14 protein-coding genes are annotated in these 14,054 nt (G+C 67.3%); 7 read left to right on the top strand and 7 right to left on the bottom strand.

What is annotated here, in order from left to right:
• Nucleotides 1-27 precede the first annotated feature (27 nt).
• The 3 genes from MMB92_RS18335 to MMB92_RS18325 all read left to right on the top strand — a co-directional run bounded on the left by MMB92_RS18335 (nucleotide 28) and on the right by MMB92_RS18325 (nucleotide 1,658).
• On the top strand, nucleotides 28-417 hold the full coding sequence (locus MMB92_RS18335) for a lysozyme inhibitor LprI family protein (protein ID WP_006480817.1): 390 nt from the start codon (nucleotides 28-30) through the stop codon (nucleotides 415-417).
• A 65-nt stretch (nucleotides 418-482) separates the two neighbouring features.
• Nucleotides 483-1,061 (top strand): hypothetical protein, encoded by a 579-nt coding sequence (locus MMB92_RS18330; RefSeq protein ID WP_346828521.1) that lies wholly within the window; start codon nucleotides 483-485, stop codon nucleotides 1,059-1,061.
• Nucleotides 1,062-1,118: 57 nt separating this feature from the next.
• Nucleotides 1,119-1,658 carry a GNAT family N-acetyltransferase gene (locus tag MMB92_RS18325; protein WP_034202094.1) on the top strand — a complete coding sequence of 180 codons (540 nt, stop codon included), beginning with the start codon at nucleotides 1,119-1,121 and terminating at the stop codon, nucleotides 1,656-1,658.
• Here MMB92_RS18325 and MMB92_RS18320 read toward each other — a convergent pair.
• A complete protein-coding gene (locus MMB92_RS18320; protein WP_012493478.1) occupies nucleotides 1,638-2,573 on the bottom strand; it encodes a LysR family transcriptional regulator in 936 nt (311 codons plus the stop codon). The genes MMB92_RS18325 and MMB92_RS18320 overlap by 21 nt on opposite strands.
• A 148-nt stretch (nucleotides 2,574-2,721) precedes the next feature.
• On the opposite strand from MMB92_RS18320, the gene MMB92_RS18315 reads away from it, so the two are divergent.
• Nucleotides 2,722-3,900 carry an FAD-dependent oxidoreductase gene (locus MMB92_RS18315; RefSeq protein ID WP_277562847.1) on the top strand — a complete coding sequence of 393 codons (1,179 nt, stop codon included), beginning with the start codon at nucleotides 2,722-2,724 and terminating at the stop codon, nucleotides 3,898-3,900.
• 23 nt (nucleotides 3,901-3,923) lie between these two features.
• Here the strand turns inward: MMB92_RS18315 and MMB92_RS18310 are convergent, their stop codons facing one another.
• From MMB92_RS18310 to MMB92_RS18300, 3 genes are all read right to left on the bottom strand, one after another.
• A complete protein-coding gene (locus MMB92_RS18310; RefSeq protein WP_006490374.1) occupies nucleotides 3,924-5,270 on the bottom strand; it encodes a glutamine synthetase family protein in 1,347 nt (448 codons plus the stop codon).
• Between the two features lie 152 nt (nucleotides 5,271-5,422).
• Complete coding sequence (locus MMB92_RS18305) at nucleotides 5,423-5,980, bottom strand: XRE family transcriptional regulator (RefSeq protein WP_265225401.1); 558 nt, start codon at nucleotides 5,978-5,980, stop codon at nucleotides 5,423-5,425.
• A 17-nt stretch (nucleotides 5,981-5,997) separates the two neighbouring features.
• Nucleotides 5,998-7,287: an FAD-binding oxidoreductase gene (locus tag MMB92_RS18300; protein ID WP_080322458.1), complete on the bottom strand. Its 1,290-nt coding sequence runs from the start codon at nucleotides 7,285-7,287 to the stop codon at nucleotides 5,998-6,000.
• A gap of 713 nt (nucleotides 7,288-8,000) precedes the next feature.
• Between MMB92_RS18300 and MMB92_RS18295 the strand changes: the two genes are divergently transcribed.
• Together MMB92_RS18295 and MMB92_RS18290 are read left to right on the top strand one after the other, a co-directional pair.
• A complete protein-coding gene (locus tag MMB92_RS18295) occupies nucleotides 8,001-8,228 on the top strand; it encodes a DUF2945 domain-containing protein (protein ID WP_006490334.1) in 228 nt (75 codons plus the stop codon).
• Nucleotides 8,225-8,785, top strand: coding sequence for a DUF488 domain-containing protein (locus tag MMB92_RS18290; RefSeq protein WP_277562846.1), 561 nt, complete (start codon nucleotides 8,225-8,227; stop codon nucleotides 8,783-8,785). Before MMB92_RS18295 ends, MMB92_RS18290 begins: the two co-directional genes overlap by 4 nt.
• Before the next feature lie 18 nt (nucleotides 8,786-8,803).
• Here MMB92_RS18290 and MMB92_RS18285 read toward each other — a convergent pair whose 3' ends face one another.
• The 3 genes from MMB92_RS18285 to MMB92_RS18275 are packed head-to-tail and all read right to left on the bottom strand — an operon-like array spanning nucleotide 8,804 to nucleotide 13,618.
• Nucleotides 8,804-9,976 carry an HlyD family efflux transporter periplasmic adaptor subunit gene (locus MMB92_RS18285; protein ID WP_058903380.1) on the bottom strand — a complete coding sequence of 391 codons (1,173 nt, stop codon included), beginning with the start codon at nucleotides 9,974-9,976 and terminating at the stop codon, nucleotides 8,804-8,806.
• On the bottom strand, nucleotides 9,973-12,192 hold the full coding sequence (locus tag MMB92_RS18280) for a type I secretion system permease/ATPase (RefSeq protein ID WP_077189472.1): 2,220 nt from the start codon (nucleotides 12,190-12,192) through the stop codon (nucleotides 9,973-9,975). The genes MMB92_RS18285 and MMB92_RS18280 overlap by 4 nt, the downstream gene beginning before the upstream one ends.
• On the bottom strand, nucleotides 12,185-13,618 hold the full coding sequence (locus tag MMB92_RS18275; RefSeq protein WP_006490365.1) for a TolC family protein: 1,434 nt from the start codon (nucleotides 13,616-13,618) through the stop codon (nucleotides 12,185-12,187). Before MMB92_RS18275 ends, MMB92_RS18280 begins: the two co-directional genes overlap by 8 nt.
• Between MMB92_RS18275 and MMB92_RS18270 the strand changes: the two genes are divergently transcribed.
• Nucleotides 13,503-13,916 carry a hypothetical protein gene (locus tag MMB92_RS18270; protein WP_277562853.1) on the top strand — a complete coding sequence of 138 codons (414 nt, stop codon included), beginning with the start codon at nucleotides 13,503-13,505 and terminating at the stop codon, nucleotides 13,914-13,916. The genes MMB92_RS18275 and MMB92_RS18270 overlap by 116 nt on opposite strands.
• Nucleotides 13,917-14,054: the final 138 nt, after the last annotated feature.

The raw sequence follows: 14,054 nt of genomic DNA, 5'->3' as shown, positions 1-14,054 counted from the left end.
GGTTTTCACCCAGTCAGGAGCATCACCATGAAGAAAAAGAATCTGCTCGCATCCTGCGCGTTGCTCGCGCTCGCCGTTCCGTTCGCCGCGCACGCGGCCGGCTGCGGAAAGCCGCGCAGCGCGTTCGACCAGGTCTATTGCACGAGCACGCAGTTCTCGCAGTCCGACCGCGATCTCAACGACGAATACGGCCGATTGCGCAAGCAACTGAGCGGCGACCAGCAGGCGACGCTGAAGGCCGGCCAGCTCGCGTGGCTGAAGCAACGCGATGCGCAGTGCAGCGAAACGCGCGGCAGCAGCTACCTCGTCGACATCCAGTGCGCGAACGACATGACGCAATCGCGACTGTCGTTCCTGCGCGAGCGTGAGCGCGAATGCTCGAGCACCGGCTGCGTGACGTCGAAGCTCGGCGAATAAGGTCGCCACGCGTGCCGTGCCGCGAAGCACGTCGCGGCACGGCACGCTGCTCGAAAGGAACGACGATGCGGCATCAATTCGCCGAAGTCCTCAACGATCTGATCGACTACTTTCTCGTCGGCGATCTTCTGCTGCTGAAACGCTACAAGGACGAACACGGGCTGCCGGACGACGTCGCATCGGCGTTCACGACCGGCGACAGCGGCGACCACGCGGTGCTCGAAGGCATCGTCATTCCGCTGGCCGGCATCGAGAATCATCCATATACGGTCATCTTCACGCTGGACGACGGCACGCCCGAACTGTTGAAGACAGGCAGCCGCCTGCAGCATCGACGCGGCGGGTACGTATTGCGCGTCGCGCATCGTGCGGTGATGCTCTACACGTGGCGCATTCTCGAACGTTTCACCGACGACACGGTGAATGCGCTGCTTGCGCGCTATCACGAACCGGGCCGGCCCGTCATTGAAATCGACAACGGCTGGTACGACGTCGAGATCCTCGGCGGAGAAATCGCACGCGACGGCTGGTTCGAACCCGCGTTCGAGTTCGTGCTGAAGAAAACCGACGCACCGGGCAACGCATCACACGTGGACATCCACTACCGTTTCGCCATCGACGCCAGCCTGGATCCGGCGACGTGAATCCGGCAGGCGGCAGCGCGGCAACCGGCAACCGGCAACCGGCCACACGGAGGGCGCATGGCATCGAATACGACGACGATCGACATCCGCGCGGCCACCGCCGCCGATGCACCGGCCATCGCCGGCATCCACGTCGCGTCGTGGCAAGCGACCTACACGGACATCATGCCGGCCCCGTTCCTCGCCGGCCTGTCGGTCGAAAAGCGCACGGCCGCATGGCGCGCGGTACTCGACGCGGGCCGGCCATGCGTCGCGCTCGCGTTCGCGAACCACGCACCGACCGGCTGGATCGCGTACGGCCCGACGCGCGACGCCGACAAGGACCGGGCGTGGGGCGAAATCGAAGCGATCTATCTGCATCCTGCGCATTGCGGGCAAGGGATCGGTGCGCGGCTGGTCGACCATGCATGCCGGGCGCTGCACGACGCGGGTCATGCATGGGTGTCGCTGTGGGTGCTGGTCAAAAACCGTCGGGCAAGAGCATTCTACGAACGCGAAGGTTTCGTCGCCGAAGACGACATCAAGACCTTCGAGATCGACGGTACGCCGATCGAGGAAGTGCGCTACTGGCGCGCCCTACCGAAGCGGTCGCGATGACGGCAGCGCCTCCTCCGTCGCCAATCGTTCCTGCATCAGCTGCAGCAGCGCGCGAATCTTCGCGTTGACCGAATTCCGGCTCGCGTAAGCGGCATGCAGCTGCAGCGGCGCCGGCGCCATCTCCAGCGGCACGCGCACCAGCCGCCCTTCGGCAAGCTCCACCGCGCACGCGCGTTCGACCAGAATCGCGAAGCCGATCCCGTTCACCGCCGCGAGGCCCGCCATCTCGCCGCTATTGACGCGATACCGGCTCGCCACCGGAATCTTGTGAATCCGTCCGTCGCGATCGGCGAACTGCCACGGCTGCCCTTTCAGCGTGCTCAACGTCGTGATGCACGGCAACTGCCGGAGCTGCTCCGTCAGGCCGGGCATCCCGACCCGCGCGACCAGTGACGGCGCGGCCACGACGACGCTCGGCAAACTCGCGAGCGGCCTGACGACGAACGCACTGTCGTCCAGCTTGCCGCGATTGACGATGATCGACAGGTCGATATCGTCGCGCAGCGTCGACATGCCCGCGAGGCTGGTATCGCAGTCGATCTCGACACGCGGATGGCGGCTCGCGAATTCCGCGACGATCGGCCCCAGCATGCGCGGCCCGATTTCGCCCGGGACGCAAAGCTTCAGCACGCCGCGCAATTCCGTTTGCTGCGACGTCAGCTCGCATTCGGCCTGCGTCAGCGCGTCGAGCATCGGCCGCGCACGCTCGTGCAGCAACCGCCCGGCCTCGGTCATCCGCAGGTGGCGCGTGCTACGCTCGAGCAAACGCACGCCGAGCCGCGACTCCAGTTGCGCCACATGACGGCTCACGTTGGAACCCGGCAGCGCGAGCATGCGTGCGGCGCCGGCAAAGCTGCCTTCATCGACGACCGTCACGAACACACGCACCGCATTCAGATCCAGCTTGCTACGCATCATTATCCCGTTTTAGGTATCAAAGCCTGCCGATTTCGATGGCTTATCCCGCCAGAGACCATAATTTACGATGCTCATCCCGTCAATGCGACGCCCGGGCACGCACCCGCGGCCAGCGAGCGTTCGCACGACACAGGCAAGGAGCGTCATGAACATTGCAATCCTGGGCGCCGGCGTGGCCGGCATGAGCACCGCACTCGCGCTCGCCGGGCGCGGCCACGAGATCCGGCTGTACGAACGCAGGCCGACGGAATCGACGATGGGCGCAGGCGTGGTGCTGTGGCCGAATGCCGGCTTCGTCCTCACCCAGCTCGGCCTGCTGCCGGACATCGTCGAGGCAGGCGGCCGCCTGCATGCGATGCGGCGCATCGACCGGCACGGCACCCTGCTCAAGGCCACCGAGATCGGCGCGCTCGACCGCCGCATGGGCTTCCCGACGGTGTCGATCCTGCGGCGCGACCTGCAGGCCGTGCTGACCCGGCACCTCGCCGCGCGCGGCATCGAGGTCCACTTCGGCCACGGCGCAACGGCCATCGATACCGGCGCGGACGGTCGCGCCGTCGTTCGCTTCGACAACGGCACGACGATCGCCCCCGATCTCGTGATCGGCGCGGACGGCCGCATGAACTCCGTCGCGCGACGTCATGTGGTCGGCGACAACACCCCCGTCTATCAGGGCTTCGTCAACTGGATCGGCGTCGCGCAAAGCAATGCGCCGCTGGTCGACGAAGTGTCGATATTCGATTACTGGGGCACGCGCGAACGCTTCGGCATCGTCGCGCTGGACCGGCATCGCGTGTACTGGGCGGCGGCATGGCCGGAAGCCGACAGGTGCGATACGGCGGAAGACGATCCGCGCGGGATGCTGGAACGGCGCTTCGCGCCGTGGCCGGCGCCCGTCACGGACGTGATACGTGCGACGCCAGCGGACACGCTCACGAAGATCCGCGTGCACGATCTGGATCCGGTCGACGCATGGCACCGCGGCAACGTACTGCTGATCGGTGACGCCGCGCACGCGCCGCTCCCGACCTCCGGACAAGGCGCCTGCCAGGCGCTCGAAGATGCGTGGCATCTTGCCCGGTGCCTCGACGAATACGATTCAGCCAACGGCGGCGATCTCGATGCGGCGCTTGCGGCGTTCACGCTGCGGCGCAGCGGGAAAACCGCCGCGATCACCGAGCGTGCGCGTGAATTCGCGCACCTGTTATTCAGCGACGACGTAAGCGACAGCGCTCGACAACGGATCGATCCGGTCGCCGAAAGCGAAGCGCTGACGAACGCGTGGGGCGCGCACCTGCCGATGGAACAGGCGCGCGGACGATAAGCCGTGCGGACGGCGGCATCGGCTCACAGAAACCAGCGATACTCCCGCGCGCCGATCTCATTGCGGAAATCCAATTCCTCCTGCCGCTTGTTCTCGCAATACACCATCACGAACTCGCTGCCGAGCCCGTCGCGCACGGCCGGATGATCCTGCATCGCGGCGACCGACGACAGCATCTCCTTCGGAAAATCGATCCCGCTGCCGCGATCCTCGTTGAGCGGCGCGATCGGCTCGAGGCGCGCATCGAGTCCGTGCTCCATCCCGCTGAGAATCGCCGCGAGCACCAGGTACGGGTTCGCATCCGCACTCGCGAGCCGGTGCTCGATCCGCAGGTTGCGGGCGTCCGACTCGGGAATGCGGATGCACGCGTCGCGATCCTCGAAACCCCAGCTCGCGCGGCTCGCCGCGTTCACCATCGACCCGTAGCGGCGGAACGCATTGTGATTCGGCGCGAACACGGGCATGCAATGCGGCAGCAGCGCGAGGCAGCCGGCCACCGCGTGACGCAACGGCCGCTGCCCGTCCGCCGCAAGCAGGTTGCGCCCCGCGTCGTCATACAGGCTCACGTGCACGTGCATGCCGCTGCCCGGCGCATGCAAATACGGCTTGCCCATGAAGCTCGCGCGATAGCCGTGCCGCAACGCGACGCCGCGCGTGCTGCGACAGAACAGCGCCGACCAGTCGGCCGCGCGCAGCGCGTCGTCGGTATGCCCGAAATTGATCTCGAACTGGCCGGGCCCGAGCTCCGCGGTGATCACCGTCGCATCGACGCCCTGCTCGCACGCGGCTTCGACCATCTCGTGCAGCACGTCGGAGAAGCGCGACAGGCGCTCGATATGCATGTTCGGCTGATCGTCGCGGTCGTCGCTCAGGCGGTCGCGCGGATACTGCGGCATCCCGTCCGCGAGCTGCGCGGCGAACAGGTAGAACTCGAGCTCGAATGCGACGACCGGCCGGATGCCGCGCGCCGCGAAGCGCCGCAGCACGCGTGCGAGCACCTCGCGCGGCTCGAATTCGATCGGGGAATCGGTGCCATCGGAACTGATCAGCATCTGCGCGAGCGGTTGCCGCTCCCAGCGCACGGGCTTCAGCGTGCCGGGGATCAGGCGGCGCGGCGCATCGGGATCGCCGTCGTTGAAGCAGTAGTCGCCGATCTTGTAGAGGCCGCCCTGCGTGCCGAGCAGCACGCAGTTCTGCGGCAGCTTCAGCAGCGAGCCCGATGCGACTTTCTCGAGCGCATCGATCGGATAGCGCTTGCCGTAGAAGTGCCCGGGCAGGTCGAGGCAGATCAGGTCGACATAACGGATTTCGGGGTGCGCCTGCCGGAATGCGCGGACTTCACTGACCAGCGCGGGAACGACGTCAGCCATGTCTCATCCTTTCCATGTCTTGTATGGCGGTGCCGCAACGCGGCGAGCCGGATTCGGGCGGCGCACGGCGCAACGCACGCCGCATGTCGATCAGTACTGCAAACAGGCTGCGCGGCGGGGCCGCCTCCAACACCGCCCGCCCCGTCGACCACTCAGGTGAATACCCAGATCACGCGCGTCGGCGCGTCGGTCAGGTTCGCGTAGCGGAAGCGCTTGTGCGCGGGCAGCTGGAACGCATCGTTCGGGCCGAGCGTGACCGGCGTGTCGTCGCCGTCGATCCAGATCGTCAGTTCTCCTTCGAGCACGAAGCCGCCCTGCTCGTCGCTGTCGTCGACCGGCCGCTCGCCGCTGCTCGCGCCCGGCCCGAGATGGCTTTCGAGGATCGAGAAACGCGACCGCATGTTCGGCGACACGAGGATGTCGGTAATGCCGGCCGCGTAATACACGGTGCGACGTTCGTCGGGCCGCGTGACCCACGGCACGCTGCGCGGCTTGCTCAGGCTGTAGAAATAGGTGGTCGGCACGCCGAGCGCCTCGCCGATCGCGGTGAGATCCGCGACCGTCGGACGCGACAGCCCGCGCTCGACCTGCGACAGAAAGCCGACCGAGCGGCCGATCCGTTCGGCGAGATCGTTCAGCGTGACCTTGCGATGCTTGCGCAGGTCGCGGATCAGGATCGCCAGACCTTCTATCTCTTCCTGTTCGTTCATGATGGATTCCGGTGCAATCAAACGGTATCGCGCAAACGGTACCAGGCCTTGCCGATCGCCTCGAGCGGCGCGGCCAGCCCACCGCCGCCGGGAAAGCGCGGGTTGCGGATGCGCTGGTACTGCGCGAGCAGATGGGTGTCGCCGAGCACGGCGTCGGCCACCGCGCGCGCGCCGGCGAGCGTCGGCAGCACGCCGTGCCCCGAAAAACCCTGCAGCCAGAAGCGCTGCCCGTGGCGGCCGATGTCCGGCGTGCGGCGCATGCTGATGTCGATGTGACCGCCCCACGCGTAGTCGAGCGGCACGCCGGCCAGGTGCGGAAACACGCGTTCGAGGTGCGGGCGCGTCGCCGCCGCGATATCGGCCGGGATGCCGCCGAGATACGTGCAGCCGCCGCCGAACAGCAGCCGGTTGTCGGGGCTCAGGCGGAAGTAGTCGGGCACGAACTGGTTGTCGATCACGCAACTGTTGCGCGGCAGCAGCGCACGCGCGACGTCGGGTGCGAGCGGCGCCGTTGCGACCTGATACGTGCCGACCGGCAGCAGCCGGCGCGCGAGATCGCGGTCGAGCCGGTCGACGTACGCATTGCAGGCGAGCACCAGCACGTCCGCGCGCACTTCGCCACGCGTCGTGCGGGCGACGTGGCCGCCGGCCGTCTCGCGGCAGTCGAGCACGCGACTCTGTTCGAAGATGCGGCCGCCCGCGCGCTCGATCGTCTGCGCGAGGCCGAGCGCGAGCTTCAGCGGGTTCAGGTGGCCGGCCTCCGGATCGTGAAGCGCGGCCAGATAGCGCGTGCCGCCGATCCATTCAGGCATCTCGTCGCGCCCGATCACGCGCAACCGATCGTAGCCCCAACGCTCGGCCGCCTCGTCGCGCGTCTGCGCCAGCATCGCGACGCGCCGCGGCCGCACCGCGGCCCACAGGCTGCCGGGCCGGTAGTCGATGTCGAACCCGTGCCGCGCCGGCAGTTCGCGCACCTCGGCCGCCGCCCAGCGCATGCTGTTCCACAGCAGCCGCGCGCCGTCGCGGCCGAGCGCATCCTCGAGGGGCTGCATGTCGCACGACCAGCCGAGCAGCGCCTGTCCGCCGTTGCGGCCCGATGCGGCCCACGCGACGCGGCTCGCTTCCAGCATGACGACGCGCTTGCCGGCAAGCGCGAGCCGCAGCGCCGTATGCAGCCCGCTGAAACCCGCGCCAACGACCAGCACGTCGGCGTCGACGCGTTCGTCCAGCACCGGCCGATGCGGGATCGGCGCCGGGTAGGTGCCCGCGTAGTAGCTTGCAACGTGACGGTCGGACTGCACGAACATGCGGACTCCCGTGAAAATTACGCCGAGAAATTTCATGAAAAACTAGCATGACAATTTCACGAGAGCAAGCGTGAGACCGACGGTCTATCAGTCCGGCCCGACTGTCGAGATGCGTCCAACTTGGAATTTTTTTCTTCCAAGTTGAAACCGACCCTAGCCTGGGTCCACAAGACTGTCCCGTTTGGAAGTGGAAAATTCCGGCATGACGTTGTCATCGAGACCAGGAGAGCATGCCGGCACGCCAGCATGGGCGCTCCAACCTAGGAGACCAGGTCGTGGCAGGTGTGAAGAAAGACGCGACATCTTCATCACCGATAAGGTGCAACAGTTGCTTTGCCCCCGACAGCCCGACGTAACGCAGTTGCGATTCTCCGTGGGTCCGTTAGTGCCTGCCGCACCGACTTGCCGGTGAGTCATTTCGTCCCGGGATATCACCCCGATTCCTCCCACACATTGCTGTTCCGAACCCGGCTACCACCGTACGGGCAACGGACGTGAACTTTTTGCCGGCGCCTCGTCGGATATATGGCGTTACACAAGACACGCCGGCTTCCGCTCAAGCACATTCGCCCGGGTGGCGGAAATCGCGCTACTCTCGTTCACGCATCCAGTTTGTCCTGAATTCATCGATGTTCTGTCTCGCGGCCTCCGACGCGCACCGCCAAGGCCGCGGACCGACCCACCGTGTATCGACACGAGGAGGCACACCCGGCATGACCACCCCATTCAGGCTGGGCGACCACGTCCGCTGGAATTCCGAGGCCGGCTACGTGACCGGCACGATCATCGCGATCCATACCGCCGACTTCGACTACAAGGGGCATCGCCATCGCGCGTCGCCCGACGATCCGCAGTACGAGATCAAGAGCGACCGGACCGACCACATCGCCGCGCATCGCGGCCGCGTGCTCGAACGCATCGCCGGCAAGGACGACGCATGACGCTCCCGTTCTACACGATCGGCCATTCGAACCGCACGCTCGACGCATTCGTCGACCTGCTCGATGCGGTCGAGATCACGCTGCTCGCGGACATCCGCAAGATGACGCGTTCGCGCACCAATCCGCAATTCAACGAAGCGACGCTGCCGGACGCGCTCGCCGCCGCCGACATCGCGTACGAACACATCGCCGAGCTCGGCGGCCTGCGCGGCAAGTCGCGCGGCGTACCCGACGACGTCAACGGTTTCTGGACCAACCGCAGCTTTCACCGCTACGCGGACTATGCGCTGTCGCCGGCGTTTCATGCGGGCCTCGACCGGCTGATCGCGCAGGGGCACGAGCAGCGCTGCGCGATCATGTGTTCGGAAGCCGTGTGGTGGCGCTGCCACCGGCGCATCGTGTCCGATTACCTGATCGCGCGCGGCGAAACGGTGCTGCACATCATGGGCCGCAACCGCGTGGAGCCCGCGCGGCTCACGGCCGGCGCCGCGATCCGGGACGACGGCACGATCGTGTATCCGGATGCCGAACGCAACGACTCGGCGTCGCACCCATGATCGTGCCGCGCCGGCGCGTTAGCGTTCGCGCAACGCCTCGGCTGCGCGGTTCAGCGGCTTGACCAGGTAGTCGAACACGGTGCGGCGCCCGGTGCGGATCTCCGCGGTGGCGACCATGCCCGGCAGAATCGGATGCCGCTTGCCGTCGCGGGTTTCCAGATACGCGTGCTGCGTGAGCACGTAGACACGGTAGTAATACACGCGCCGGTCGACCTGGTCTTCGATCGTGTCGGGCGAAATCCGCTCGACCTTCGCCGGCAGCGACCCGTAGATCGACGACTCGAACGCCGTGATCTTCACGGTCGCCTCCTGCCCCGGATGAATGAATGCGATGTCGCGCGGGCTGAGGCGCGCCTCGATCAACAACTGGTCGTCGAGCGGCACGATCTCCATCAGCATGCCGCCCGGCGGAATCACCCCGCCGACCGTCGACACCCGGATGTCCTTCACGATGCCACGCGCCGGCGCGCGAATCACGGTCCGCCGCAATTGATCGGCACGCCCTTCGCGAACCTTGAGCAGCGGCTCGAGATCGGCCATCGTCTTCGAATAGTCGGCTTTCAGCGCGACGTAGTATTCGCTCTGCGCCGCTGCGAGCTTCGTCGAGAATTCGGCGGCCTTCTGACGCAACCGGAGCACCTCGACCTCGTTGGTCGCGCCGGTTTTCAACAGCGGCAACGCAATCCGGAGCTCGTCCTCGGCGAGCCGCAACTGTTCGCGCAGGTTGGCGACGTTCTCGCGAAACGCGCGCCGGTTTGCGACGAACAGCTGACGCTCACGCCCGGTCACGGCCTTCTCGTTCGCCAGTTCCGCCGGGAATTCGATGCCGGGCAGGTCGTTCATCTCCGCATACAGCCGCGCGGCACGCCCCTGCAATGCGGTGATCCGTTCCAGCGTTTCCTCCATCGACGAGCGCGCGAGCACCGGATCGAGCGTCGCGAGCCGCTGGCCCGCGTCGACGACATCGCCTTCGCGCACCGCCAGTTCCAGCAGGATGCCGCCTTCGAGACTCTGGATGACCTGCCCTTTCGATGCCGGCGTGACCTTGGCTTCGCCGACCGCGACTTCGTCGAGGTTCGCGAACGCGGACCACACGAGGAAGATCGCCAGCGCAGCAACGATCAGCCACAGCATCCGCCGGGCGGGTGCCGCTTCGCGTGCGCGATGCGCCGACCACGGAAAATCGCTCATCGTGCCTCTCCCGCCATCTGCGCCGGCAACGGGCTCGACTCGCCAGCCGGCGCGCGCGAAGCCGCCGCCGGCTCCGGCGTGCCGGCGCCGCGCAACGCTGCCAGCACCTCGTCTTTCGGACCGTCACGCACCACGCGCCCGCCATCGAGCACGATGATGCGATCGACGATCGAGAGCACCGGATAACGATGCGTCGCGACGATCAACGTGCGATGGCCGAGCCACTGCCGCAGGCGCTCGACGATCGCGCGCTCGGTCGCCTCGTCGAGCGACGCGGTCGGCTCGTCGAGCAGCAACACGTTCGGCGCGCGCAGAATCACGCGGGCCAGCATCAGCGCCTGCTTCTGGCCGCCGGACAGGCCGAGGCCGCTTTCGCGCAGTTTCAGGTCGAGGCCGTGCGGCTGCCGCAACAGCAACTGGTCCGCGCAGGCGACCTTCATCGCCGCGAGCATCGCATCGTCGGTAGCGAGCGGATTCGCGATCAGCAGGTTCTCTCGCAGCGTGCCGTAGAAGAGACTCGATTCCTGCAGCAGCATCCCGACGTCGCGACGGACGTCAGCGACGTCGATCAGCGGCAGTGGCGTGTCGTTGAACAGGATGCGCCCCTGCACCGGCGTCGCGAGTCCGCCGAGCAGCCGCAGCAGCGTCGATTTGCCCGCACCGACCCGGCCGAGAATCGCGATCCGCTCGCCCGGCTCGATCGACAGATTCGGAATACCGAGCACCGGCTTTGCCTGCGGATCGAAGCTGTATCCGACCTGCTCGAAGCGATATCGGCCGACGAGCGCCGGCTTGTGATACGCATCGACCGCCGGATCATGATCGACCGGCAGCGCGAGCAGGTTGTCGAGCCCCTTCTTGCCCGCGCGTACGTTCTGGATGCGCGACAGCACGGCGGGAATCTGGCCCAGCGGGGCGATCGTGCGGCTCGTCAGGATGGAACAGGCCAGCACGGCGCCGAACGACAGGCTCGCGTCCAGGATGCCGTACACGCCGGCGACCAGTACGCCGGCGTACGCAAGCTGCTGCACCGTCTGCGCGAGATTGACCAGCAGACCGGCCAGCCGGCGTTGTTGCAAGCCGATATCGGCATTCACGCGATTCGTCCGCGCCCACAGCTGCCGGAATCGCGGCTCCGCCTGCAACGCCTTGATGTCCTCCGCGCGATAGATGGCCTCCATCAGGATCGCGTTGCGCAGCGCCGATTCCTCGAGCCCCTGGTTCGACAGCTTCGCCAGCGGGATTTGCGCGAGCACGCCCGGCAGGATCAGCAGCGGGATCGCCGCGAGCGGCACGAACGCGAGCGGCCCGCCGAGCAGCCAGATGATGAACAGGAACGTGATGACGAACGGGATGTCGATCAGCACGCCCATCGTGCTCGACGTCAGCAGTTCGCGCAGCTGTTCGAGGTCGCGAAGCTGGGCGACCAGCGTGCCCGGCGAGCGCGGCCGCGCGTCGTTGCGGATGTCGAGCACGCGCGCGAAGAACATCGCGGACAGCTTGAGATCCGCCTGCTTGCCGAAATGATCGGCGATCGATACGCGGGCGGTACGCAGCAGCAGTTCCAGCGCGAGCGCGAGCACGACGCCTGAAGCCAGCACCCACAGCGTGTGCGTCGCCCGCGCCGGGACCACACGATCCCACACCTGCATCGCGAACAGCGACGTCGCGATCGCGAGCAGATTGCCGAACAGCGAGCCGGCACCGAGATCGAGCAATACCTTCCATTGCGCCGAGAACAGATCGTGCAGCCAGGTGTCGGGTTTGGCGGACAGGTAGCCGTCGACGCGTTCATCACGCCGCGCGACCCGCTCGTGGACGATCAACATCCGGGCCGGCCACGCCGGCGTCGACGCGTCCAGATCGATCGCGCGTTCGACCGGCTTGCCGTCGAAGACGAACTGGACGACCGCACGCTCCGCCGCGACCGATACGATCACGCCGACATGCGCATCGTCGAACACGGCGAGCGCCGGCAGCATCGCCGGCGTGAGCCGTGCCGGCGGCAACGCGACGAACTGCGCGGCCAGGCCCGCGGACGCGGCGACTTCGATGACGGCGGCGTCCGGCTCCGCGACGCTCGCCCACGACGCCGCGCCACGGACCTGCTCGGGCGAAACGGCGAGACCGAGATGCCGTGCCGCGAAAATCAGCGGGTCGGTCCAGCGCGCGATATCGGCGCCGGCATCGCGCCCGGCGCGAAACGCATCATTCATGACGACTCCCCTCGTGTTCGCGCAGCAATTCGACGAATTTGCCGACTGCCACGTATGCCTTGATGCGCGCGATCGCGCCGTCGGCCAGTGCGTTGATCGCCTCGACTTCCGATTCGAAGATGTCGCGCTCCGGATTCACGACGTCGGTCAACGTACGCTTGTTCAGGATGTATTCCTGCCAGTACAGGTCGCGCGACGCGCGCGACAGCGCGGTCACTTTCTCGTAGCTGTTCAGGCGCGCGGCCGCGCCGGACGCTTCGATTTCCGCCGACTTGAGCGCGCTGCGCGTGACGAGCCGCCGGTTCTCGAGGCTTTCGCGGTTCGCGCGCAGTTCGGCTTCGGCGGCCGCGATCTGGTGTTTCGCCAGGCCGCCGAGCGAGTAGTTGCCGCTCACCGCGAAACCGATCCATGTGTCGTTGGTCGCGTTCGGGCGGCCGCTCGATATCGAACGGCTCGCGCCGATACCGATCGACGGAAAGCGTTCCGCCTGCGCGACCCGCACGCGCGCATCGGCCGCATCGACGGCCGCCGCCGCGGCAAGCACCGACGGCGTGCGTTCGATGTCGCCGCCGGCGTGGCCGAGATCGCCGACGAAATCGACCGTGCCGCCGAGGGGCGCCACGCGCCGCGGGCGGGCGCCGATCAGTTCGGTGAGCTTCGCGGCGGCGACGTCGAAGCGCGTGTTGGCCTTCAGCACTTCCGCCTGTGCATGCAGGATCGCCAGTTCGACCAGATTGCGGTCCGACGAAACCGACAGTCCGGCCCGCACGCGATCGAGAATCTTCGTGCGCGTGTCGCTCAGCGCGGCGACCTGGCGCCGCGCGGCGGCGACGACGTCCTGGCTCGCGGCCAGTTCGATGAACGTCGACGCCGTCTGATACGCAACCGTCTCGATCGTGTCGGCCAACTGGTACTGCTTCTGGCTGCGCGTCGAGTCCGCTGCGGAAATCCGGCCCGACGTACGGCCGAAGTCGTACAGCAACTGCGACACGCCGATCGAGGCACGCGTGCCGGTGCGGTTGCCGTTGCTGCCGAAACTGCCGCCATAGCCGGGGCGCACGCCATAGTCGATCTTCGGGTACCAGGCCGCTTTCGCGACCTCGACCTCCGACAGGCTTTGCGCCACTTCCGCATGCGCGCGACCGATGTCCGGATGGCGCGCGATCGCGACGCCGACCGCGTCGCGCAGCGTCAGGCGATCGAGCGCGATGCGCAGCGTTTCGCCCGATGCGCCGGCGGAATCCTCTGCATCCTCGGGATCCGCTGCGTGCGCGGCGGCGGGCGTGTCGAATGCGTCCGGCAGATCCGGCGTGATCGTCGTCACCCCGTCGTGCGGCAACGGCACCGGTGATGGCAGGTCGCCCGGCGCCATCGCACGGGACAGGTTCGCGAGGACGATGCGCCGTGCCGGGTCCGCAGGCGGCAATGGCGGCGCCAGGTGCCGGCGCGGGGCGGCAGCGGCGGCGGCGGGCATGCCGGCCGGCAACGGCACGAACGACGGCGCCATCGCGGTGTGCATCGCCGGAGCGGCACCCCGGGGAGACCCCGGCGGCAACGAACGCGCGGGAGATGCCGCGGCAGCCTGGGCCGCAGGAGCCGGCACGCGGACCGCGGTCTCGAACGAATCGGTCAGTCGACCGCTCGGCAGCGGCGACGACGATGACGCGAACGCCACCGAGGCGGTATCGAACAGCGCGATCGCGAACAACACATGGCCTGGATGAAAAACGGCACGCGCCGCGCGAGCGGCGCGACGCACCGTGAATCTGGAGCAAACGGTTGTCTTGAGCATCATCGGGACGCCGGCGGCGAGCCGTCCGGCAAAGCTGGCCCCGCGCATGACGCGGGAACGGATATGCGTC

It is taken from the genome of Burkholderia sp. IO2 (assembly GCF_029522185.1).
Lineage (GTDB): Bacteria > Pseudomonadota > Gammaproteobacteria > Burkholderiales > Burkholderiaceae > Burkholderia > Burkholderia cenocepacia.
Note: the sequence above shows the minus strand (reverse complement) of the source record. Positions and strands in the feature narration are given on the sequence as shown.

Coding starts and splice junctions, on each gene's coding strand:
- MMB92_RS18305 (WP_265225401.1), bottom strand. CDS start 5,980: ATGAACGAACAGGAAGAGATAGAAGGTCTGGCGATCCTGATCCGCGAC.
- MMB92_RS18325 (WP_034202094.1), top strand. CDS start 1,119: ATGGCATCGAATACGACGACGATCGACATCCGCGCGGCCACCGCCGCC.
- MMB92_RS18285 (WP_058903380.1), bottom strand. CDS start 9,976: ATGAGCGATTTTCCGTGGTCGGCGCATCGCGCACGCGAAGCGGCACCC.
- MMB92_RS18290 (WP_277562846.1), top strand. CDS start 8,225: ATGACGCTCCCGTTCTACACGATCGGCCATTCGAACCGCACGCTCGAC.
- MMB92_RS18335 (WP_006480817.1), top strand. CDS start 28: ATGAAGAAAAAGAATCTGCTCGCATCCTGCGCGTTGCTCGCGCTCGCC.
- MMB92_RS18280 (WP_077189472.1), bottom strand. CDS start 12,192: ATGAATGATGCGTTTCGCGCCGGGCGCGATGCCGGCGCCGATATCGCG.
- MMB92_RS18300 (WP_080322458.1), bottom strand. CDS start 7,287: ATGTTCGTGCAGTCCGACCGTCACGTTGCAAGCTACTACGCGGGCACC.
- MMB92_RS18310 (WP_006490374.1), bottom strand. CDS start 5,270: ATGGCTGACGTCGTTCCCGCGCTGGTCAGTGAAGTCCGCGCATTCCGG.
- MMB92_RS18320 (WP_012493478.1), bottom strand. CDS start 2,573: ATGCGTAGCAAGCTGGATCTGAATGCGGTGCGTGTGTTCGTGACGGTC.
- MMB92_RS18295 (WP_006490334.1), top strand. CDS start 8,001: ATGACCACCCCATTCAGGCTGGGCGACCACGTCCGCTGGAATTCCGAG.
- MMB92_RS18315 (WP_277562847.1), top strand. CDS start 2,722: ATGAACATTGCAATCCTGGGCGCCGGCGTGGCCGGCATGAGCACCGCA.
- MMB92_RS18330 (WP_346828521.1), top strand. CDS start 483: ATGCGGCATCAATTCGCCGAAGTCCTCAACGATCTGATCGACTACTTT.